Annotated in this window: 16 protein-coding genes and 1 tRNA gene; 10 read left to right on the plus strand and 7 right to left on the minus strand. The window is 67.1% G+C overall.

Annotated features, from left to right (window positions below; all coding sequences use genetic code 11):
* Positions 1–74 precede the first annotated feature (74 nt).
* A complete protein-coding gene (locus FQK05_RS07860) occupies positions 75–950 on the minus strand; it encodes a 3-hydroxybutyryl-CoA dehydrogenase (protein ID WP_158965407.1) in 876 nt (291 codons plus the stop codon).
* A gap of 182 nt (positions 951–1,132) precedes the next feature.
* Here FQK05_RS07860 and FQK05_RS07865 point away from each other — a divergent pair, with 182 nt between their 5' ends.
* A complete protein-coding gene (locus tag FQK05_RS07865; RefSeq protein WP_158965409.1) occupies positions 1,133–1,966 on the plus strand; it encodes a DUF6473 family protein in 834 nt (277 codons plus the stop codon).
* A gap of 437 nt (positions 1,967–2,403) precedes the next feature.
* Here FQK05_RS07865 and FQK05_RS07870 read toward each other — a convergent pair whose 3' ends face one another.
* Complete coding sequence (locus tag FQK05_RS07870) at positions 2,404–3,111, minus strand: GntR family transcriptional regulator (protein ID WP_158965411.1); 708 nt, start codon at positions 3,109–3,111, stop codon at positions 2,404–2,406.
* A 919-nt stretch (positions 3,112–4,030) separates the two neighbouring features.
* On the opposite strand from FQK05_RS07870, the gene FQK05_RS07875 reads away from it, so the two are divergent.
* From FQK05_RS07875 to FQK05_RS07885, 3 genes are all read left to right on the plus strand, one after another.
* Positions 4,031–5,614: a class I adenylate-forming enzyme family protein gene (locus FQK05_RS07875; protein WP_158965413.1), complete on the plus strand. Its 1,584-nt coding sequence runs from the start codon at positions 4,031–4,033 to the stop codon at positions 5,612–5,614.
* A gap of 271 nt (positions 5,615–5,885) precedes the next feature.
* On the plus strand, positions 5,886–6,788 hold the full coding sequence (locus FQK05_RS07880) for an NAD(P)-dependent oxidoreductase (RefSeq protein WP_158965415.1): 903 nt from the start codon (positions 5,886–5,888) through the stop codon (positions 6,786–6,788).
* Between the two features lie 140 nt (positions 6,789–6,928).
* Positions 6,929–9,079: an acetate--CoA ligase family protein gene (locus FQK05_RS07885; RefSeq protein ID WP_158965417.1), complete on the plus strand. Its 2,151-nt coding sequence runs from the start codon at positions 6,929–6,931 to the stop codon at positions 9,077–9,079.
* A 360-nt stretch (positions 9,080–9,439) separates the two neighbouring features.
* On the opposite strand, the gene FQK05_RS07890 is transcribed toward FQK05_RS07885, so the two are convergent.
* Positions 9,440–9,516 (minus strand) — tRNA-Pro (locus FQK05_RS07890).
* 197 nt (positions 9,517–9,713) lie between these two features.
* On the opposite strand from FQK05_RS07890, the gene FQK05_RS07895 reads away from it, so the two are divergent.
* Positions 9,714–10,268 (plus strand): hypothetical protein, encoded by a 555-nt coding sequence (locus FQK05_RS07895; RefSeq protein WP_158965419.1) that lies wholly within the window; start codon positions 9,714–9,716, stop codon positions 10,266–10,268.
* Positions 10,269–10,343: 75 nt separating this feature from the next.
* Here the strand turns inward: FQK05_RS07895 and leuB are convergent, their stop codons facing one another.
* A complete protein-coding gene (leuB, locus tag FQK05_RS07900) occupies positions 10,344–11,450 on the minus strand; it encodes a 3-isopropylmalate dehydrogenase (protein WP_158965421.1) in 1,107 nt (368 codons plus the stop codon).
* A 109-nt stretch (positions 11,451–11,559) separates the two neighbouring features.
* Here leuB and FQK05_RS07905 point away from each other — a divergent pair, with 109 nt between their 5' ends.
* Positions 11,560–12,099 carry a redoxin domain-containing protein gene (locus FQK05_RS07905; protein WP_158965423.1) on the plus strand — a complete coding sequence of 180 codons (540 nt, stop codon included), beginning with the start codon at positions 11,560–11,562 and terminating at the stop codon, positions 12,097–12,099.
* Positions 12,100–12,313: 214 nt separating this feature from the next.
* Here FQK05_RS07905 and FQK05_RS07910 read toward each other — a convergent pair whose 3' ends face one another.
* Positions 12,314–13,441 (minus strand): S-(hydroxymethyl)glutathione dehydrogenase/class III alcohol dehydrogenase, encoded by a 1,128-nt coding sequence (locus FQK05_RS07910; RefSeq protein ID WP_158965424.1) that lies wholly within the window; start codon positions 13,439–13,441, stop codon positions 12,314–12,316.
* Positions 13,442–13,580: 139 nt separating this feature from the next.
* Between FQK05_RS07910 and FQK05_RS07915 the strand changes: the two genes are divergently transcribed.
* Positions 13,581–13,976 carry an I78 family peptidase inhibitor gene (locus FQK05_RS07915; protein ID WP_158965426.1) on the plus strand — a complete coding sequence of 132 codons (396 nt, stop codon included), beginning with the start codon at positions 13,581–13,583 and terminating at the stop codon, positions 13,974–13,976.
* A 102-nt stretch (positions 13,977–14,078) separates the two neighbouring features.
* Here FQK05_RS07915 and FQK05_RS07920 read toward each other — a convergent pair whose 3' ends face one another.
* Positions 14,079–14,564: a cytochrome c gene (locus FQK05_RS07920; protein WP_158965428.1), complete on the minus strand. Its 486-nt coding sequence runs from the start codon at positions 14,562–14,564 to the stop codon at positions 14,079–14,081.
* A gap of 126 nt (positions 14,565–14,690) precedes the next feature.
* On the opposite strand from FQK05_RS07920, the gene FQK05_RS07925 reads away from it, so the two are divergent.
* Both FQK05_RS07925 and FQK05_RS07930 read left to right on the plus strand, forming a co-directional pair.
* Positions 14,691–16,346, plus strand: coding sequence for a DUF6504 family protein (locus FQK05_RS07925; protein ID WP_158965430.1), 1,656 nt, complete (start codon positions 14,691–14,693; stop codon positions 16,344–16,346).
* Between the two features lie 386 nt (positions 16,347–16,732).
* A complete protein-coding gene (locus FQK05_RS07930; RefSeq protein WP_158965432.1) occupies positions 16,733–18,391 on the plus strand; it encodes an ArnT family glycosyltransferase in 1,659 nt (552 codons plus the stop codon).
* A 247-nt stretch (positions 18,392–18,638) separates the two neighbouring features.
* Here FQK05_RS07930 and FQK05_RS07935 read toward each other — a convergent pair whose 3' ends face one another.
* On the minus strand, positions 18,639–20,114 hold the full coding sequence (locus tag FQK05_RS07935; RefSeq protein WP_158965434.1) for an NAD-dependent succinate-semialdehyde dehydrogenase: 1,476 nt from the start codon (positions 20,112–20,114) through the stop codon (positions 18,639–18,641).
* Positions 20,115–20,195: 81 nt separating this feature from the next.
* Between FQK05_RS07935 and FQK05_RS07940 the strand changes: the two genes are divergently transcribed.
* Entirely contained in the window at positions 20,196–20,984 is a 789-nt protein-coding gene (locus FQK05_RS07940) for an alpha/beta hydrolase (protein WP_158965436.1), read from the plus strand.
* Positions 20,985–21,134 lie beyond the last annotated feature (150 nt).

Raw genomic sequence — 21,134 nt, forward strand, 5'->3', positions numbered from 1 at the left:
GTTCCCAAGACCGTTCAGGAAACGGTCCTGGTGAAACTTTGCATGCCTTGAACAGCTTCCGGCCGTCCGGTGCCTCAGCGGGTGGGAACCGGCACCTCGCCCCGATAGTCATAGAACCCGCGCTGGGTCTTGCGGCCCAGCCAGCCGGCCTCGACATATTTCGTAAGCAGTGGGCACGGCCGGTACTTGGTGTCCGCCAGCCCGTCGTGCAGCACGTTCATGATTGCAAGGCACGTGTCCAGCCCGATGAAATCGGCCAGCTCCAGCGGGCCCATCGGGTGGGCGGCGCCCAGTTTCATCGAGGTATCGATGCTCTCGATCGACCCTACGCCTTCGTAGAGCGTATAGACCGCTTCGTTGATCATCGGCACAAGGATCCGGTTCACGATGAAGGCCGGGAAATCTTCGGCCGTGGCCGAGGTCTTGCCCAGCCTGGCGACCACTTCCTTGCAGGCGTTGAACGTGGCCTCGTCCGTGGCGATGCCGCGGATCAGTTCCACCAGCTTCATCACCGGCACGGGGTTCATGAAATGGAAGCCCATGAACCGTTCCGGCCGGTCGGTCCGGCTGGCCAGCCGCGTGATCGAGATCGAGGACGTGTTCGACGTCAGTATCGTGTTCGGCTTCAGGCTGGGCAGCAGATCCTCGAAGATCGCCTGCTTGATGCTCTCGCGCTCGGTCGCGCTCTCGATCACCAGGTCGGTCTGGCCGACATCGCTCAGCGTCATCGAGGTCGTCATCCGGCCCATCGCCGTCTTCATCTCGTCCTCGGAGATCGCCCCGCGCGAAACCTGGCGCACCATGTTCTTCTCGATCGTGGCCCGGGCCTTGTCCAGCGCAGCCTGGCTGATGTCGTTCAGCAGGACGTCATAGCCCGCCAGCGCCATCACATGCGCGATCCCGTTGCCCATCTGACCGGCGCCGATCACGCCCACCGATTTGATCGTCATCTTCCGATCCCTCGCGCCATCGCTCGCCGCGGTTCTGCGGCACGGGGAACCCTATTGCCTGCGCCCCCTCCCGACAATAGCCCGCTATGCCGGGATTTTGCGGCAAAACCGCACTTTAGGGCCTTAGTAAGACCTTTGGGTCATCCTGACGCCCGGGTGAGAATCAAAATTGGTGGGGAACCATGAGCTTTCATGCGCGGGGCGCGGGGGCGCCGGTTGACGAGTCGTGCCACTACGGTACGTCCAGGCTCGAATGTCGTGGACCGCAGCGGTCGCTGGCCGCGCCGTATATCGCGGTTCTGGGCAGTTGCGAATCCTATGGCCGGTTCGTGGATGTGCCCTTTGCCGATCTGGTGGAACGGCGGGTGGGGCAGACGGTGGTTAATCTAGGCGCCGTTACGGCCGGGATCGACACTTTCCTGCGGGACCAGGTGATCCTGAAGATCGCACAGGACGCCGACCGGGTCGTAATCCAGGCGATGAAGCCGGAGCACCTGTCGAACCGGCTCTACCGCGTGCACCCGCGCCGCAACGATCGTTTCCTGGCGCCGTCGGAACTGCTGCGGAAGCTGTATCCGGATGTCGATTTTACCAATATCCATTATACCGGCGACCTGCTGCGCCTTCTGCTCCAGCATTCGCCCGACCGGTTCGACGTGGTCCGGGCGGAACTGCGGAAGGCCTGGATGGCGCGGATGCGGACGCTTCTGGGTCATTTCCCGGGGCGCGGCATGGTTCTGTGGGCGCGTTATCGGAACCCGCTGGTCGGTCCGGCCGACGTTCGGGTGGACGAAGACATGATCGACTCGCTGGACGATTGCTGTGTCGGGGTGATCCGGGTGACTGTCGAGTCCGCCCAGGACGCGGGCGACTTCGATACCTTCACGATCGGCGCAATGCCGGTGCCGGCCGCCGCCTACCTGATCGGGGCGACCGGCCACCAGGCCATCGCCGACAAACTGACCAGGGTTCTGGCGCCGGCCCGTCTGTCGGTCCTCACGGCCAAAAGCGCCTGAGGCCGCCCGACACCGGCCGACACCGGGCGGCACCCCCAAAGGCATCCACAGGGTTCGAGGCCGCGATGGACCGCACCCACCGGACGGCCGAAGTGGGTATCGACATGCTGTTCGTCGTGGCCCCCGAAACCGTGGAGGAGATCTGCGCCATCGGCAGGATGGAGGCGCCGCATCTGGCGAACGTCGTCTTCGGCGGCCATAGGGTCCCCCGATCCGTCGAAGCGGCAGCCGGACGGGATGGGCGGGTCGTGCCTGTCGAAGGTCCGTGTCGTCGGGGCGCCACCACGGCCGGACGCGGACGTGGATTGCACCTTCGCGCCAGGTGGCCATGGACAGGGCCGTGGTGGATCAGGCCGGGAACTGCGGCAACATGGTTTGGGACAAGGGACCGGCGGCCTGGGGAACCGGGATATGTGGACGGTTCTGGTACGCCAGCCTCAGGCCGCGCTGCCATCCTTCCGGGCGGCTTTTTCAAGCGCCAGCTTGGCATGGATCCGCGCGTTCCGCAGATGGGTCCGCATCGCCGTTTCGGCCTTGTCCGGATCCTGGGCCGCCAGCGCGTCCACGATGGCGTGGTGTTCCGCCACAGCCTCGGCCGCGCGGCCGCCCATGGTGGACGACTTGTAGCGATAGACCCGCAACAGGTCATAGAGGTCGTCCGTCACCATCGAGATCAGGAATTCGTTCTGTGACGCCTTGGCGATCCGGAAATGAAAGTCGAAATCGCCGCTTTGCTGGTAATAGCCTTCTCCGGCCGCGACATCTTCGTGCCGGGCATGATCGTCGATCATCCGGCGCAGCTCGGCCACTTCGGCATCGGTGATCAGCTCGGCCGCCAGCCGGCAGGCCATGCCTTCCAGCGCCTCGCGCACGGTCAGCAGTTCATCCAGCCGCCGGGTCGACAGTTCGGCCACCCGGACGCCGATATTCGCGCGCCGTTCCAGCAAACGACGGCCTTCCAGCCGGCGGATCGCCTCGCGCAGCGGGCCGCGGCTGATGCCCATCTCAGCGGCCAGGACCTGTTCATAGATGCGCTCGCCCGGGGCCAGTTCCCCGGCGATGATCGCGTTCTCAAGCCGTTCCGCCACAGCGTCGACCAGAGACTTGGGAACGATCTTGTTCGAGGTTGTCGTATTTGGCGGCATGCTCGGCCCCTCGTTCTGAGGTTCCAATCTAGGTGCCGGATCGCTCACTGTAAACAATCCGGGCCGAAGGGGTATCAGCATGCTGAAAAACCGTGCTTTCCCGCGCGTGTCGTCCCGCTGAATGATCATGATGTGGCGTAGTCTTATGGGCGTTCAGCTGCTGACAATAAACCTGCAGGGTGCATGCCCTCGCTCACCCGGCGCGTTGGAGGGCGGGTGCCGAAATGTCGGCCTATGGCTTCTGCAACAGGCATGACGGCTCCGGATTTCAAGACGGTATTTCAAGACGGTGGCGAAGGTCCGACTTCAGACCGTTTCCACGTCGTGCGGGCCGCCGCACCCTTTTTCCGGGAACAAGTCAGGGGCGTGTGCGTTCACTTCTAGTCAACTTCGGGTCTTTTCGGGAACCTGGGGCAGGTGCGTGACGCCGTGGTCAAGACCGGCATCATCGGCTTGTCGAAAGGGGGGGTCGAAAGGGGATCGCGATGGACGTGGAACGCTTCGGCGTCCGGTTCCACCGCATTGCACCCTTTGCCCGGTCGCAACTGATCGGCACCATCCCGACGGATACGAAGGACGCCGCAAGACGCGTTGGAAAGCGGAAGGAAATGCGGTCGGTCGGGATCGTTCCACCGGATCGCTTCGCTGACCGCTTACCCGGCCGGCGACCTGACCGAAGCCGTTTCGGCGCCTGTCCAGGCTGGCAGGATGAACGAAACCTTGCCGTTCAGCGGGTCTGTCGCCGCGAAGGCCGGTCGTCCCGGGCCGGCGCGAAACGCGGAATAGTTGCAATGGACCCGGGCTTCGACGGTCCGGACAGGACAAGCGAACTGATCGGCTGGGAACCGGTCTGAACGAGACATCGCCCCACCGGCACGGACGCCGGCGGGGGACAATCGGGTCAGGGACCCTTTCAGCAATGGGCTTTAACAGCGATATTCGACACCCTTTCGACGGTCTGAACCTGGGCTGGCTTCTGGACAGCCACGCGCGCCAGAGGGGGGACCGCCCATTCCTGATCTACGAACCCTTCGGCGGCGCGCCCGTCCGGTTGAGCTATCGCCGGGCCGCCATGCTGGCCCGGCAGGTGGCCGGCGGGCTGGTGCATCGCGGCGTCCGTCCGGGCGACCGTGTCATCGTTCACATGGACAACGCGCCCGAATTCCTTCTGACCTTTCTGGGCTGCGCCCTTGCCGGTGCGGTGGCGGTGACGACCAACACCCAGGCCACCGCGGCCGAACTGGCCTATTTCATCGACCGCTCGGGCGCCCGGGCTGCGGTGACCCAGCCCCGTTTCGAGGACGTGGTCGAAGAGGCGGGCCCCGGCCTGTTCTGGATCGCGGTGACCGAAACCGATTGCGGCGAACCCGCGAACCGGCCGGGCACAGGTTTCAAGGCGTTGATGCGCGAGGGCGAGGGCATCGTCCTGCCCGAGATCCACGACATGGATCCGCTGTGCGTGCAGTTCACGTCCGGAACGACGGCGCGGCCGAAGGGAGCCGTGTGGACCCATGCCAACGCGTTGTGGGCAGGCCGGGTCGGTGCCGCGCACCAGGGGCTGACGCCGTCCGACGTACACCATTGCGTGATGCCGCTCTATCATGCGAACGGGCTGTCCTATTCGTGGCTGTCGACCTTGTGGGCCGGGGGCACCCTGCTGCTGCAGCCGCGCTTTTCGGCCAGCCGGTTCTGGGACGTCGCTGTGCGGAACTGCGCGACCTTGTCGTCGCTTACCCCATACTACTACAAGGCGCTTCGGGCGCATCCGCGGCCTGACGTGCACTGTTTCCGCCACTGGGGCGTGGCCCATTCCAACCCGCTGGTAAGCGAAGGTTTCGGCATTCCGCCCATCGGCTGGTACGGCATGACCGAGACGGTGACCCAGGTGCTGGTCGGCGTGCCCCAGATCGACACGCCCCATGGCGCCATCGGTCGCGTGGCGCCCGAATACCGGATCCGCATCCTGTCGGAAGACGGCCGCGCGGTGCGCGTGGGCGAAACCGGGGCCCTGTCGATCAAGGGACAGCCGGGCCTGTCGCTGTTCAAGGAATATCTGGGCGACGCCGCCGCCACCCGTGCCGCCTATGACGACGATGGCTGGTTCGACACCGGCGACCGGATCACCGTGCTGGAAAACGGTTTCCTGAAATTCGCCGACCGGGCGAAGGACATTCTGAAATCCGGGTACGAGACTGTTTCGCCATCGGAGGTCGAAGCGGTCATCAGGGCCATTCCCGGTGTTCTGGAATGTGCCGTCGTCGGCCGCCCGGACGCGATGCGGGGCGAGGTGCCCGTTGCCTTCGTCCGGGTCTCTCGGTCGCTGGCGGGTATGACGCAATCCGCCCTGCTCCGTTACGTGACCGTCGCCTGCAGCGAGCAGCTGGCGGGCTTCAAGGTTCCGCACGACGTGATCGTCGTGGACGAATTCCCGCGGGCCAATGTCGGCAAGATCGCGAAGGCAGAGCTGAGGGCCGGGCTGAAGATGCCGTCGCAGGCGGCCTGATCGTTCAGGCCCCCCGGGGGCGTCGCGGTTGTGGACGCGTTCGCGGCCTTCGACCCTTCGGTCACTATGTCGACCGGCGATTGCGCCCGGACCTTGCCGTGCGGTGAAGCGTTGGTGGCCCCTTCCCCTGGTCCCGGTCGCAGCATGTGGCCACCGCGACGCGCGCCGGATTGCCCGGTGCCGCATGACGGCAAACCGGTGGCACGAACTATGTGTGCAAATTGCTGCCGACACGTCATGGTAGACCTGACGAGGGAGAGGGAGGTCCGGCATGGGCACGAGGGTCGCGGTTGTCGGGACCGGGCTGATGGGGGGTGCGATGGCGCAATCCCTGGCAGCTTCGGGGGCCGACGTCATCGGATATGACGTGTCGGAAGACAGCGTTGCCAGGCTGGCCGCTCTGGGCATTCCCGCGACGACCGACATGGCGCAGGCCCTGCCCGGCGCGCAGGTGATCGTGTCGAGCCTGCCGAACTCCCAGATCGTCCGGGCTGCCTGGATGGCGGACGGGGCGGGGCTGGACCATGCCGACCCGGGCGCCATCGTCATCGAGATGAGCTCCATCGATCCGCAGACCATGAAGGACCTGGACGCGGCCTGCCAGGTCAGGGGCGTCGAGGCGCTGGACGTGCCCGTCAGCGGCGGCCCGGGGGAAGCGGCGACCGGCAATCTGGTCTTGATGATCGGCGGCGAGGATGCCGTGATCGCGAAGGCCAGACCCGTGCTGGACGCACTGGGCGCCACGCATCTGTTCACCGGCGCTGTCGGCACGGCCAAGGTCGTGAAGATCGTCAACAACGTGATGACCATGGGCAACGTGCTGGTGGCGTCCGAAGCCTTTGCGCTGGGCACTGCCGCCGGAGTCGATCCCGAAAGGCTCTATGACGCGCTGTCGCAAAGCGGGGGGCGGTCGCATCATTTCACCAAGCGGTTCCCGAACGCGCTGCAGCAGAACTATGACCCGGGCTTCCGCATGGCGCTGGGCGAAAAGGACGTGGCCCTGGCCATCGACGTGGCGCGCGACCTGGGCCAGCCAATGCCCGCCGCCTCGCTCATCCGCGAGATGTACATGATGGCGATGGGGCTGGGCTACCGCGACAAGGATATCGTGGCGCTTCTGGACATGTATCAGCGGCTGGGCGCAGAGGGCGGTTTCACCCCGCCCGAGACGTGATTTCGGAAGAGAGGGGGGGAGAATTGACCGAAGTCCTGAATCAGGAGTTCGCGGACAAGGGCGCGGAAGCGGCCGAGGGCGTCGCGGCCTTCCATGAAAAGCGCGCGTCCGACTTCCGCAAGCTGGCCTGAGGAGCGGATATGACCGACCTTCGTCGTGCCAACCTGGAACGTCTGCTACGCCCGTCCTCGGTCGCCGTTATTGGCGCGTCGGGCGATCCCGCGCGGATCGGCGGGCGGCCCGTGCGCTATCTGAAAGCGGCCGGTTTCGCCGGCCCGATCTATCCGATCAACCCGAACCGCGAGGAAATCCAGGGCCTGAAGGCCTACCCGTCCATCGCGGCCGTGGGGCGGCCGGTGGACGTGGCGGTGATCGCCGTCCCCGCCGCCGCAGCTGTCAGCGCCATCGCCGAATGCGCGGCGGCGGGCGTGGGCGGCTGTGTCGTCTTTTCCGGCGATTTTGCCGAATCCGGGCCGGAAGGCGCCGCGCGTCAGGCGGAACTGACCCGCATCGCGCACGACACCGGCATCCGCATTCTTGGCCCCAACTGCCTTGGCCTCTTCAACGCGTCGTCGGGGGCGTTCCTGACCTTCAGTTCCTTCTTCGACCGGGGGCAGCCCAGGGGCGGCCGCACCGCGCTGATCAGCCAGTCGGGCGGGTTCGGATCGCATCTGCTGGAAGTGGTGAAGGAAGCCGGGATCGAGGTCGGAAGCTGGATCACCACGGGCAACGAGGCCGATGTCGAGATCGGCGAATGCCTGGACTGGGCCGCGCGGGAAGACGGGATCGACACGATCCTGGCCTACTCCGAAGGCGTGAAGGACGGTGCCACACTGCGCCGCGCGCTGGAAACCGCGCGGGACAGGGGCAAGCCCGTCATCTTCCTGAAGGCCGGGCGCAGCGTCCGCGGGGCGGCGGCGGCATCGACCCATACGGCCGCGATGGCGGGGTCGGACGCTGTCTATCAGGGTGTCTTCGACCAGTTCGGCGTGCGCCGGGTCTATTCGGCCGAGGAACTGGCCGACGTGGCCTATATGCTGGGCGGCCGGCCGATGCCTGCGAACCGCAGCGCGGCGCTGTTCACCGTGTCGGGCGCGGGCGGCGTGCTGATGTCCGACAGCGCCGAGGACGTGGGGCTGGACATCCCGATTCTGCCGGCCGAAGCGCAGGCAAAGATACGTGCCATCGCCTCCTTCGCGGCACCCGCCAATCCGGTCGACTTCACGGCGCAGGCGGTGAACGATCCGAAGATCGTGGGCGGATGCCTGCAGGCGGTGGCGCAGCACACCGATATCGGCAGCTTCGTCATCTACACGACCATGACGGCGGACGACGCGAACCTGCGCGAACCGATCTTCGACAGCCTGACCGGCTTCGCCGCAGAGCATCCCGACAAGGTCTTCGTCCTCTGCATGATCGGCAGCGCCGAGCTGAAGGCCCGCTACGAGGCCAGGGGGTTTCGCGTCTTCAGCGATGCCTCTCGCGCGATTCGCGCCCTGGGGCTGGCCTTGCGGACCGCATCGCCTGCCGGGGCCGGGGTGACGCCGATGAAGCGCCTGTCCGGCGACGCCCTGACCGGGGCCGCATCTTCCGAAGCCGGGGGCAAGGCGCTGTTGAAGACCATCGGCCTGCGGGTGCCCCAGGGCGCCGTGGTTGCCGATGCGGCCGAGGTTGCGCGCATCGCCGAAGGTCTGCGCTTCCCGCTGGTCGTAAAGATCCTGTCCGACAGAATCCTGCACAAAAGCGATATCGGCGGCGTCCGAATCGGCATCCGTTCCCCGGCCGAAGCCGAAGAAGCGGCCGCGCAGATCCTCGCGTCGGTCAGGGCCGCGATGCCCGACCTGACGGGCGAAATGCTGTTGCTGGAGGAGCAGGTCGAGGCCGAGGCAGAGCTGATCCTGGGCATCGATTGCGACCCCTCGCTGGGCCAGATGGTCATGGTCGGCTTGGGCGGCGTGCAGGCAGAGGTCTACAAGGACGCCGTCTTCCGCATGGCTCCGGTGGATCCGGCCGAAGCTTTGCGGATGCTGTCGGACCTGAAGGGCGCGCGGCTTTTCGACCCTTTCCGCGGCCGCGGTGCGCTGGATGTTCAGGCGGTGGCGCAGGCCATTTCCGACCTCTCGCGCTTTGCCGCCACCCATGCCGACCGGATCCGGTCCATCGACGTGAACCCGCTGATGGTAGAGACGGCTGCAAAGGGGCAGGGGACGGGCGCCATCGCCGCCGACTGCGTCATCGTGCTGGCCGATCCCGCGCACCCGTCACAAGCAGGGGCGCCCGCCCAAGGCTGAGCGTTGCGAGGTGTGCGCGAAGGCCCGCTGACGGCGGTCACGCCGACCCGGGCCGGGATCCGGCCATCGCGACAGGGGGGCGGATTTCGCCCGCGCCGGCGCCGTCCGCGGCTTTTGTCGAAGCACGGCCCCTGCCATTCGAAGCGAATGATGAAAGCCTCACCCATGGCGCGCCCCCGGACATGGGGAACGGGGCGCTTCGCGTGAGAGAGGCAGATGTTCTCGGCGCATTTTGCACCGTCGCAGGCCCCGGCCGCGTCTTCTTTGTGCTAGTGCCGGAAATCAGCCGCAAACTGCGCGGTCGCACAGTTTGCGCCGTCGGGCGCAAAGTGGGAGGCAATGATGTGTATTTGAAAAGATTGGTCGGAGTAGCAGGATTCGAACCTACGACCCCTGCCTCCCGAAGACAGTGCTCTACCAGGCTGAGCTATACTCCGACCGTGCCGCGGCGGATACCGCCTGCCGCGGGGAATGGCAAGTGGGGATCGGTTGAAAATGACGGGTTTGGCAACAGAAGTCCGTCGTCGCCCGGCAGGGACCTGATCCGGGACCTGATCCGGGGCCTGACAGACAGACTTGATGGACGGGGCCCAAGCCTGTCTTCTGGGCGCGTCGCAGCCTGGGAGGGAATGCCGTGGCACGTTCGATCCTGAAATCTCTTGCCGTCATGCTTTGCCTCGCCGCCGCACCGGCTGCGGCCGACATGGCGAAACCCGAAGGCATGGTCATTCTGACCGTCGCCGGGAATGTGGGCGAAACCAACCGCGGCCCGGCCGGGGCCGAAGACTGGACCCTGATGGCGGAACTGGAACTGACCTTCGACAAGGCCGTGGAATTCGACGCGGCGATGCTGGACGCGCTGGACCAGTCGCAGATGCAGGTCCCGGTGCCCGGGGGCGCCGGCATGGCGACCTTCACCGGGCCCAGCGTGGCCGCCCTGCTGAAAGCCGTGGGGGCCCAGGGCAAAGGCATCCGCGCGGTGGCCTTCGACAATTTCTCGGCCGAGATTTCGGCGGACCTGATCGCCCAGTTCGATCCCATCGTGGCGACGCGGATGGACGGCCGGCCGCTGCCCCTGGGTGGGCGGGGGCCTGCGATGATCGTCTTCCCGGACGGCAAGACGCCGGAACAGGTTGAACAGTTCAAACCGCTGCAGGTCTGGGCGATGTTCTACATCTCGGTCGACTGACACCAGGATACGAGCCCAAAGAAAAAGGCCGCGCCCCTTGGGGCACGGCCTTTGCATTCTGGTGACGGTCGCGGATCAGAGCGATTCGTCGAGTGCTGCTACGATGGCATCGCCCATTTCGCCGGTCGACACCGGCTGAACGCCTTCTTCGCCCAGCAGGTCCGCGGTGCGCAGGCCCTTGGCCAGAACGGCCTCGACGGCCTTTTCCAGCCGGTCGGCTTCCGCGCCCTGGTCGAAGGAATACCGCAGCGCCATCGCGAAGCTGAGGATACAGGCGATCGGGTTCGCCTTGCCCTGGCCGGCAATGTCGGGGGCCGAACCGTGCACGGGCTCGTAAAGCGCCTTCGGACGGCCGTTTGCCATCGGTGCGCCAAGGCTGGCCGAGGGCAGCATGCCCAGGCTGCCGGTCAGCATCGCGGCCAGATCCGACAGAAGATCGCCGAAGAGGTTGTCGGTGACGATCACGTCGAACTGCTTGGGCCAGCGGGTCAGCTGCATGGCGCCGGCATCGGCGTACATGTGGCTCAGCTCGACGTCCGGGTAATCCTCGTCATGGACCTTCTGGACGACCTCGCGCCACAGGATGCCCGATTCCATCACGTTGGCCTTCTCCATCGAGCAAACCTTGTTGCCCCGCTTCCGCGCCATCTCGAAGGCAGAACGCGCGACCCGGTCGATCTCCGACTCGGTGTAACGCTGGGTGTTGATGCCGACGCGCTCGTTGCCTTCCTCGAAGATGCCGCGCGGTTCGCCGAAATAAACGCCCGAGGTCAGTTCGCGGATGATCATGATGTCGAGACCGGCAACCACGTCCTTCTTCAGGGACGAGAAGTCGGCCAGCGCGTCGAAGCACTGCGCGGGACGCAGGTTGGCATAAAGGTCCATTTCCTTGCGCAGACGCAGGAGGCCGCGTTCCGGCTTCACCGAGAAGTCGAGCGCGTCGTATTTCGGGCCACCCACCGCGCCCAGCAGAACCGCATCGACTTGCTGGGCTTTTTCCATCGTGGCGTCCGAAAGCGGCACGCCGTGCACATCATAGGCGGACCCGCCGACCAGGTCTTCCGAGACATCGAAGACCAGGCCGCGCTTGGCGCCGTACCAGTCGATGATCTTGCGGACTTCGGCCATGACCTCGGGGCCGATCCCGTCGCCGGGCAGGATGAGAAGGGAAGGGTTGGTCATGGCGGTCTCCTTGAAACGGGTCGCAGAGGGCGTAGCTTGCACTTTGCGGCAGGTCAATCCGGAGGGTCTGCATCCTGTGCCGCGCTTCCTGATGAAGAAGGATTGGACGATGCTGTTGCCGTCACAGAAACTGCCTGCCCTGACGATCGAGACCCTGGACCACGGCACATTCGACCTGGACCGCGACCACGGGCCGAACGGCACGCTGGTGATCTTCTATCGCGGGCTGCACTGCCCGATCTGCATCCGCCAGATGGGAGAGGTCGAGGCCGCCCTGGACGATTTCACCGCCGCCGGGGTCGAGGTGATCATGATCTCGGGCGACCATGCCGAAAAGGCCCGTGCCACGGTCGGGAAGGCCGGCACCACGCGCCTGCGCGTAGGCTATGGCATGGATCTGAAGGCGGCCCGGGACAACTGGGATCTGCTGATTTCCAAGGCCAGGGAAGGCTCGTCCGAGGCGCCCTATTTCTTCGAACCGGCGCATTACTACGTGGCCGAGGATCGGACGCTTTATTACGCTTGGCAACAATCGGCCCCGTTCTCGCGGCCGGCGCCGGCGGACATCCTGCGGGGAATCACCTTCCGGATCGAGAACCAGTACCCGCCGCGTGGCATGTACGCAGGCCGGCTGCCCGGAGAGGGCTGAGGCAGAGCCTTTCGGGGATCCGGGGAAGGGGGGCGCTGCCCCCCGTCCGCCCGCGCCGGGCGGACTCCCCCCGGAGGTATTTGTGAAGAGAAGAAGGAGCGCGGCAGCGGCGTGGTCCCCTGTCTTCTTCTCTTTCCAAATACCTCCCGCCGGAGGCGATGCAACGCCCGCGGCAGGGTGGCCGCCTGGAGGGCCGGGCGGCACCTTAAGGGTCTTAGTAGAGGACGACCGAGCGGATCGATTCGCCTGCGTGCATCAGGTCGAAGCCCTTGTTGATGTCGTCGAGGCCCATGGTGTGGGTGATCATCGGGTCGATCTCGATCTTGCCGTCCATGTACCAGTCGACGATCTTGGGTACGTCGGTCCGGCCGCGCGCGCCGCCAAAAGCGGTGCCTTTCCAGGTGCGGCCCGTGACCAACTGGAAGGGCCGGGTCGAGATTTCGGCCCCGGCGGGTGCCACGCCGATGATGACCGACTGGCCCCAGCCGCGGTGGGTGCATTCCAGCGCGTCGCGCATCACCTTCACGTTGCCGGTGCAGTCAAAGGAATAGTCGGCGCCGCCGATCTGGTCGAAGGGGGTCTTGGTCAGGTTCACGATCTCGGCCACGACATTCTCGCACTCCGACGGGTTGACGAAGTGGGTCATGCCGAAGCGTTCGGCCATTTCCTTCTTGGCCGGGTTCAGGTCGACGCCGATGATCATGTCGGCGCCCGCCATGCGCAGGCCCTGGAGCACGTTCAGGCCGATGCCGCCCAGGCCGAAGACCACCGCCTTGGCGCCGATCTCGACCTTGGCCGTGTTGATCACCGCACCGATGCCGGTGGTCACGCCGCAGCCGATATAGCAGATCTTGTCGAAGGGCGCGTCCTCGCGCACCTTGGCCACCGCGATTTCCGGCAGGACGGTGTAGTTCGAGAAAGTCGAACAGCCCATGTAGTGCAGGATCGGGTCACCATCGAGCGTGGTGAAGCGCGAGGTGCCGTCGGGCATCAGGCCTTGACCTTGGGTCGCGCGGATCGAGGTGCAGAGGTTCGTCTTCTGGCTGAGGCAGGACGGACAGGCGCGGCATTCCGGCGTGTAGAGCGGGATCACGTGGTCGCCCGGTTTCACGCTGGTGACGCCTGCGCCGACCTCGACCACGACGCCCGCGCCTTCATGGCCCAGGATTGCGGGGAACAGGCCTTCGGGGTCGGCGCCCGACAGCGTGAATTCGTCGGTGTGGCAGATGCCGGTGGCCTTGATCTCGACCAGGACCTCGCCGGCTTTGGGACCTTCGAGGTTCACCTCCATGATTTCGAGCGGCTTTCCGGCGGCTACGGCGACGGCTGCTTTTGTGCGCATGGGGATCTCCTGGGTGCGGGCTCAAATGTCGCGCGGACCCTGCGGCACGCAGGTCGGTTTTTCAACCTGATTTGCCATGGCGCTGGCAAATCCGGCCGGGTTGTGAAGAATGGCGCCGTCTGTGGAACGGAGGATGTGGATGAAACGAATATCGCTGATTATGCTGCTGGTTGCAGCCTGCGGGCCGACCCAGGCGCCGATGTCGCAGACGGTTCCCGGGGGTGCCGCGCCAGCCGCCGGTGTATCCGGGCCGCCGCCGACCGACACGCCGTTCCAGCCGTCCGGAGAGGCCGGCGCGGCCGCCGGGGAAACCGGCGATGCCGCCGCCGGAGAGACGGTCAAGGTGCCGGACATGTGCGGGGCCGATACACGACAGGGCCAGATCGGGTCGTCGCTGTCGGATCACCAGGCCGGCCTGCCGGAAGGGACGCGGATCATCGATCCGTCCACCATCGTGGCCCAGGACTATAATCCCCAGCGGCTGAACGTGAATGTCACCTATTCCGGGCTGATCATGCGGGTCTGGTGCGGCTGAGCGCCGGTCCCGTGCCGCTTTTGCCCGGTCGTCTGACCGGGTCGCGGCCGGCGCAAGGCCCTTTGCAAGGCCCTTTGCAAGGCCCTTCCCTGCCGGCCCGTTTCAGTATGTGCGATACCGGTCATGGCAGCTTTGGCAGGCGATCAGCATCGGACCGAGCGATGTGCGCAATTGCGCCCGGGATCCGATCTCGATGTCGCGGGCGCGGTCCTCGGCGATGCGGGCCTGGCGCAGGAAATCGTCCCATTGGTGCCAGATCCGTTCCTCTGCCCGGTCCAGCGGATCGCCGCGTTCGCGGCGGAAGCGGCGGGGGATGTCGGCCATCAGCCGCTTCAGTTCCTTCTGGGCATAGCGGGCGTTTGGTTTGTCATAGGCGGTCTTGCCCGCCAGCATGTCGGTCAGGATATCCAGGACGGTCTGCGCCTCGATCATGTCGGTCACGCGGGTCTGGACCCGTTCGTCGTCGATGAAGAGGTCGGTCGTGTCCGGTTCGACGCCGCAGGCCATAAGAAGCGCCAGGCCCATGTAAAGAACCACGCGGATCTGCCAGCCGAAACGGTCGGTGCGCCGCTTGATCGGGTCGATCACGGCCCCGCCCTCCGCTGGCGGGGACCGGCCGCAGGCTCGACTCCGCCGGCGACTCGGGGTATCGAGAACAAATAGGGAACATATGCATTCCCGCTGCCTGCCACCGTTCCAGATCCTGCTTGCCGCATGTCCACGCGCCGCATCCTTTCGCTGTGGTTTCCCCGTCTCGGCGCCGAACGGCTGATCCGTGCCGACCGGTCGCTGGGCGACGGGCCTTTGGCCGTCGTGGCGGAACAGTCCAACATGCAGGTTGTGATGTCGTTAAACGCCGCGGCCCAGGCGGCCGGCGTCTTTCGCGGTCAGCCGGTACGCGATGCCCATGCCGTCTGTGGCGGGCTGGTGACCCGGACGCAGAACCGGGCGGCCGAGGCGGCGTTCCTGATCAGCTTGCGCCGCTGGGTCGGCCGCATCTCGCCCTGGGTCGCGGAAGAGGCGCCGGACGCTCTGCTGGCCGACCTGACCGGTTGTGCGCATCTCTTCGGGGGCGAGGCTGCGCTGGCCGCGCGGCTGGAGGAGGACTGTGCCAGGCTGGGGCTGACGGTGCGGCTGGGGATCGCCGATACGGTGGGGGCCGCCTGGGCGCTGGCGCGCTTCGCGGGGCAGGGGGCGGCGCCAGTGCGGTCGGGCGATGCCATCGACCAGGAGGCGCGGGCGACCCGCGCCCGGGCCGCGCGGCGGCGGCACTGGACCAGGGGCGGGCCCGCGCCGGCGGGGCAGGCGGGGCCCACGCAGGCCACGCGGATCGCGGGGAGGGGGCAGACCTTTGCGGCGCTCAGCCCCCTGCCTGTCGCGGCGCTGCGGCTGGAGGCGGACACGGCGGCCGAGTTGGGCCGGCTGGGCCTGCGGCGGATCGGCGATCTGCTGGGCCAGCCGCGGGCCGCGGTGGCGCGGCGCTTCGGCAAGGGGCTGGTGCTGCGCCTGGACCAGGCGATGGGCAGCGTGCCGGAGCCGGTCTCGCCCGCCCGCGCGCCGGACCATTTCGCGGTGCGGTTGACCCTGCCGGAACCGATCGGGCTGGTCGACGACATGCTGGCCGGGATCGACCGGCTGCTGCCGCGGCTTTGCGCGGCGCTGGCGGCGCGGGGGCGCGGGGCGCGGACGCTGCAGCTGGAGGCGCACCGGACCGACCGTGCGGCCGAGGTGGTGACCGTCAGCCTGGCCCGGCCCAGCCACCGGCCGGACCGGATCCGGCCCCTGCTGGCGATGAAGCTCGATGGGATCGACGCGGGTTTCGGCATCGACATGCTGCGGCTGGAGGCGGTGGTGACCGAGGTGCTGCACGACCGGTCCCAGGTCGGCCACCTGCAGGCCGGCCGTGCGGTGAAGGCCCGGCTGGAGAGCGGATCCGCCCTGGACGATCTGGTCGGCCGGCTGGGCGCGCGGGTGGGGACGGAGGCGATCACCCGGGTGCATCCGGCGTCGAGCCATATCCCAGAAAAGGCCGCGCAGGTGCTGGCCGCCGCCTGGTCCGATCCGGCGGGGGACTGGCCCGTGGGCGATGCCCTGCGTCCCCTGCTCTTGTGGCGGCCCGAGCCGGTGACGGCGCCGGACGAGGCCACCCTGCCGCCGACCTTCCGCTGGCGGGGCCGCAACTGGGAGGTGGCGGCGGCGGCAGGGCCCGAGCGGATCGCGCCGGAATGGTGGCTGGACGAGCCCGACTGGCGCAGCGGCGTGCGGGACTACTGGCGGGTCGCGACGGTGTCGGGCGCGCGGCTGTGGCTGTATTTCGGCCATGGCGGGGCGATGTCGAAGGGCTGGTTCTGCCATGGGCAATTCGCGTGATCTCTGCGGAGGTGGGTCATCGCGCCTTCGACGGGCCCGCCCGCCCCCGGCGGATGCCTGCCGCATCCGCCGACCCGCCTCGGGCGCGATCCGGCGCGGAACGCGCCGGCGGCAGGTCGCCGGGTGCAGGGCCCGGCATTCCGGACGCGAGCCGCCCGCGCGGGGTGCAAACCTCCATGGTCCGACGTTCCGGTCGATCCCGTCGCGTGTTCTCTGGGGCGGCGTGGGCTGAAAGCGGACCTGACGGCTTGCCGGAGTGCGGAGAAATCCGGATGCGGTCGCGCCCGGAGATGTCCGTGCCGGAAGGCCGCGGGGAACCCTTCGCCCCGCTGGACCGTTGAGCCCTTGGGCCCTAAGACGGGCGGGACAGGACAGCGGGGCATGGCATGGACAGGGCACTGAGACGGATCGAGCTGGGAATGGACCGGCTGGGCAATGCGCGGCCGCCGGTGCCGATGCTGCTGGTGGCGGTCCTGGCCCTGATCCTGTTCCTGCCGGGCTTCTTCGAGATGCCCCCCGTCGACCGGGACGAGGCACGGTTCGCCCAGGCCTCGCGCCAGATGGTCGAGAGCGGGGATTTCGTCGATATCCGACTGGGCGAGGAGACGCGCTACAAGAAGCCCGTGGGGATCTACTGGTTCCAGGCCGCCGCGGTGAAGCTGTGCGGGCCGGACTGCCAGGACGAGATCTGGGCCTATCGCCTGCCGTCGCTGGCCGGTGCCGTGGCCGCCGTGCTGCTGACCTACCTGATCGCGCTGACGCTGATGGGGTCGGGATCGGCCCTGGTCGCCGCGATCCTGATGGCCAGCTGTTTCGTGCTGGGGGCCGAGGCGCGTCTGGCCAAGACCGATGCCGTGCTGCTGGCCGCGATCCTGAGCGCGCAGGCGGTGCTGGCGCGGCTGTGGATGCGGCCCGGGGACCGGCTGCCCGCCGTGCTGGCCTATGCCTTCTGGGTGGCACTGGCCGTGGGCACGCTGGTCAAGGGACCGATCCCGGCGCTGGTCCTGGGCACCACGGTGCTGGGGCTGGCGATGAAGGAACGCGGCTTTGCCTGGTTGCGGGAACTCCGGCCCCTGCCGGGCTTCATCCTGTTCCTGGCGCTGGTGATCCCGTGGTTCGTGCTGATCAGCGTGAAGGCCGGCCATGCTTTCTGGGACGAGGCGCTGGGCCGCGATCTTCTGGGCAAGATCGGCGAGGGGCAGGAAAACCACGGTGCGCCGCCCGGCACCTACAGCCTGGGGATCTGGCTGACCTTCTGGCCGGCGTCGATCTTCCTGCCGCTGGGGCTGGTCGCGGCCTGGAAGGGCTGGCGGCTGCGGTCGGTGTGGTTCTGCCTGGTCTGGATTCTGCCCAGCTGGATCGTGTTCGAGATCGTGGCGACGAAGCTGATCCACTATGTCCTGCCGGTGATCCCGGGACTGGCGGTGCTGTCGGCCTCGGGCTGGCTGGCACGGCCCGAAGGGCGGCCGAAGATCGGCCTGCAGATTTACGTGGGCATCATGCTGGGGCTGGCGGTGCTGCTGCTGGTGGTGCCGGCCTACGTGACCTTTGAAGGCGGGCAGTGGCCCGGGATCTGGTGGTATGCGGGCGTGGTGGTCATGGCGCTGTCGGGATTTGCGACCTGGCGGGCGGTGCGCCAGGGCTGGCGGTACACGCCGGTGCTGTGCGCGGCCGGGCTGGGATTGGCGCTGTCGATGGCCTTCTATGCCCAGGTCTCGCGCGTGGCGTTCATGTGGCCGTCGGTGCCGATGGCGACGCTTCAGAACGAGGCCGAGCTGTGTAACGGCGACCCGGTGCTGCTGACGGTGGGCTATGCGGAACCGTCGCTGCTGTTCCTGACCCATGACTGGGCCAAGAGCGTGGGCCCCGAGGAAGCGGCAGCCGCGGTCGAGCAGGCGGACTGCGCCTTCGTGCTGGTCGAGAAGCGCGACGAGGCGCGGTTCCAGGCAGGGCTGACCCGCGCAGGTGTCGCGACCGGGACGGTCAGGGGCATGAACATCGGCAACGGGCGCGAGGTCGAGATCACCGGGTATCTGTTCCGGTAGGTCCGGTAAGGGGTCGGTGCGGGGTGGTGCGTGCGGAGCACGCACCCTACGGGCCGGCGGACGTGTCGCGGTTGACGGGGGCTCTGCCCCCGGCCGCGCCTCTGGCGCGACTCCCCCGAGGGTATTTGGAGACCGAAGAAGTTGGGGGACGCGCCCGGGTTGGGTGCGTCCCCCTGTTTCTTTTCCCGACGAGGAGGGCCGGCGGTAGGGTGCGTGGTTTCCACGCACCGTTGCCTGCCGCGTTTCGTCAGATCGAGGTGCAGACGTATTTCAGCTCCAGGTAATCCTCGATCCCGTGGTGGCTGCCTTCGCGGCCGAGGCCCGACTGCTTGACGCCGCCGAAGGGGCCGAGCTCGGTCGAGATGAGGCCGGTGTTCACGCCGACGATGCCGTATTCCAGCGCTTCCTGAACGCGGGTGATCCGGCCGATGTCGCGGGCGTAGAAATAGGAGGCCAGACCGAAGATCGTGTCGTTGGCATAGCCGATCGCCTCTTCTTCGGTCGAGAAGCGGAAGAGGGGGGCGAGGGGGCCGAAGGTTTCTTCCTGTGCGACCTTCATGTCCTGGGTCACGCCGGTGACCACGGTCGGTTCATAGAAGGTGCCGCCCAGGTCGTGCCGCTTGCCCCCTGTGAGGATCGTGCCGCCGTGCGCCGTGACGTCGGCCAGATGTTCCTCGACCTTTTCCACAGCGGCGGGGTTGATCAGGGGACCGGTGGTCACGCCGGGGGTCAGGCCGTCGCCCACGTTCAGCTTGGCCACGGCCGCGGCCAGCTTTTCGGCGAATTCATCGTAGACGCCATCCTGCACGTAGATCCGGTTGGCGCAGACGCAGGTCTGGCCGTTGTTGCGGAACTTGCAGATGATCGCGCCTTCGACCGCGCGGTCGAGATCGGCGTCGTCGAAGACGATGAAGGGCGCGTTGCCGCCCAGTTCCATCGAGCATTTCAGGACCTGGTCCGCGGCCTGTTTCAGCAGGATCCGCCCGACCTCGGTCGAGCCGGTGAAGGTCAGCTTGCGGATCTGCGGGTTTTCGCAGAATTCCTTGCCGATGTCCGAGGACTTGGACGAGGTGACGACGTTGAATACGCCCGCCGGGATGCCGGCGCGTTCGGCCAGTTCCGCCAGCACCAGTGCCGAAAGCGGGGTTTCCGCGGCGGGGCGCGCGACGAAGGCGCAGCCGGCGGCCAGCGCGGGCGCGGCCTTGCGGGTGATCATCGCGTTGGGGAAGTTCCACGGTGTGATCGAGGCCGCGACCCCGATCGGCTGTTTCAGCACGGTGATGCGCTTGTCGCGCTGGTGGCCGGGGATCGTTTCGCCATAGATGCGCTTGGCTTCCTCGCCGAAGAATTCGACGAAGGAGGCGCCATAGGCGATCTCGCCCACCGCTTCGGCCAGGGGCTTGCCCTGTTCGGCGGTCAGGATGGTGCCAAGGTCGTCCTTGTTTTCCATCATCAGGTCGAACCAGCGGCGCAGGATCGCGGCGCGTTCCTTGCCGGTATGGGCGGCCCATTCCTTTTGCGCGTCATAGGCCTGGGCGATGGCATCTGCCACCTGCGCGCGGGTCAGGTCGGCGACCTCGGCCACCACGTCGCCGCGGGCCGGATTGGTCACGGCGAAGGTGCCGCCGTCGCCGTCGATCCACTGGCCCCCGACATAGGCCTGCGTCACCAGCAGCGTCGGGTCCTTCAGAAGCGATTTGAGGTCGGTCGTGGCGTCCAGCATGGGATGTCCTTTCGCGATAAGTCCTCGCGCAGGCTTTGCCAATCGGGCAGGGTTTGTCCAGATGCTGTGGGGAGAAAGACCATGTCCGAGATCGACGATGCCTATGATAATTCGGGGTTCATCCCGGATGCCGCGTCCTTTCCGCCGCGCTGGGCCGCCAGGGCGGAAGCGTTCCGGGCCGGTCTGGGCGCGCGGGCGAAGCTGGACATTCCCTATGGGTCTGGTGCGCGGGAAGTCTTCGACCTGTTCCTGCCCGAATGCCCGGCAGAGGGCACGGTCGTCTTCGTCCATGGCGGGTACTGGCGAGCCTTCGACAAGTCCGGCTGGTCCCATCTTGCGGCGGGGCCGCTGGCGCGGGGCTGGGCTGTGGCGATGCCGTCCTATGACCTGTGCCCGGATGTGCGTATAACGCACATTTCCCGGCAGGTGGCTGCGGCGGTGACGGCGATCGCCGACCGTCAGCAAGGCCCGCTGACGCTGACGGGCCATTCCGCGGGCGGTCACCTGGTGGCGCGGATGCGGGATCCGTTGATGTTGTCGGGGGCGGTGGCAGAGCGGATCGCCCATATCCTGCCGATCTCTCCGCTGGGCGACCTGCGTCCGTTGCTGGAGACGGGGATGAACACGGACTTCCGGCTGGACGAGGCCGAGGCGGCGGCGGAAAGCCCGGCCCTTCTGACGGATCTTCTGGATGTGCCGGTCACCGTCTGGGTCGGCGGGGATGAACGGCCGGGGTTCCTGGATCAGTCGCAATGGCTGGCCGAAAGCTGGCGGGTGGAGGAGGTCGTCGCCCCCGGCCGTCACCATTTCGACGTGATCGACGATCTGGAAGATCCCAAGAGCGATATGGTGCACCGGCTGACGTCGTGAGGAGGCGGCGCGAGGACGCAGCACGGCGGGAATCCTGCAGATCCCTTGCCGTTCAGGGGAGGTCGGGCGTTCCTGCCGAAGGGCTGAGGGTGCGGCGGTCCGGGTGTCGGCCGGCCCGCGGACAATTCGCCAATCGGTCGCTGCCTGTTT

The sequence above is a fragment of the Chachezhania sediminis genome, from assembly GCF_009765275.1.
GTDB classification, from domain to species: Bacteria; Pseudomonadota; Alphaproteobacteria; order Rhodobacterales; family Rhodobacteraceae; genus Chachezhania; species Chachezhania sediminis.

What these genes read in the sequence shown, in the direction of transcription:
- leuB (WP_158965421.1), bottom strand. Translation starts at nt 11,450, where the DNA reads ATGACCAACCCTTCCCTTCTCATCCTGCCCGGCGACGGGATCGGCCCC.
- FQK05_RS07925 (WP_158965430.1), top strand. Translation starts at nt 14,691, where the DNA reads ATGTCCACGCGCCGCATCCTTTCGCTGTGGTTTCCCCGTCTCGGCGCC.
- FQK05_RS07935 (WP_158965434.1), bottom strand. Translation starts at nt 20,114, where the DNA reads ATGCTGGACGCCACGACCGACCTCAAATCGCTTCTGAAGGACCCGACG.
- FQK05_RS07910 (WP_158965424.1), bottom strand. Translation starts at nt 13,441, where the DNA reads ATGCGCACAAAAGCAGCCGTCGCCGTAGCCGCCGGAAAGCCGCTCGAA.
- FQK05_RS07905 (WP_158965423.1), top strand. Translation starts at nt 11,560, where the DNA reads ATGCTGTTGCCGTCACAGAAACTGCCTGCCCTGACGATCGAGACCCTG.
- FQK05_RS07875 (WP_158965413.1), top strand. Translation starts at nt 4,031, where the DNA reads ATGGGCTTTAACAGCGATATTCGACACCCTTTCGACGGTCTGAACCTG.
- FQK05_RS07880 (WP_158965415.1), top strand. Translation starts at nt 5,886, where the DNA reads ATGGGCACGAGGGTCGCGGTTGTCGGGACCGGGCTGATGGGGGGTGCG.
- FQK05_RS07885 (WP_158965417.1), top strand. Translation starts at nt 6,929, where the DNA reads ATGACCGACCTTCGTCGTGCCAACCTGGAACGTCTGCTACGCCCGTCC.
- FQK05_RS07870 (WP_158965411.1), bottom strand. Translation starts at nt 3,111, where the DNA reads ATGCCGCCAAATACGACAACCTCGAACAAGATCGTTCCCAAGTCTCTG.
- FQK05_RS07930 (WP_158965432.1), top strand. Translation starts at nt 16,733, where the DNA reads ATGGACAGGGCACTGAGACGGATCGAGCTGGGAATGGACCGGCTGGGC.
- FQK05_RS07865 (WP_158965409.1), top strand. Translation starts at nt 1,133, where the DNA reads ATGAGCTTTCATGCGCGGGGCGCGGGGGCGCCGGTTGACGAGTCGTGC.
- FQK05_RS07940 (WP_158965436.1), top strand. Translation starts at nt 20,196, where the DNA reads ATGTCCGAGATCGACGATGCCTATGATAATTCGGGGTTCATCCCGGAT.
- FQK05_RS07915 (WP_158965426.1), top strand. Translation starts at nt 13,581, where the DNA reads ATGAAACGAATATCGCTGATTATGCTGCTGGTTGCAGCCTGCGGGCCG.
- FQK05_RS07860 (WP_158965407.1), bottom strand. Translation starts at nt 950, where the DNA reads ATGACGATCAAATCGGTGGGCGTGATCGGCGCCGGTCAGATGGGCAAC.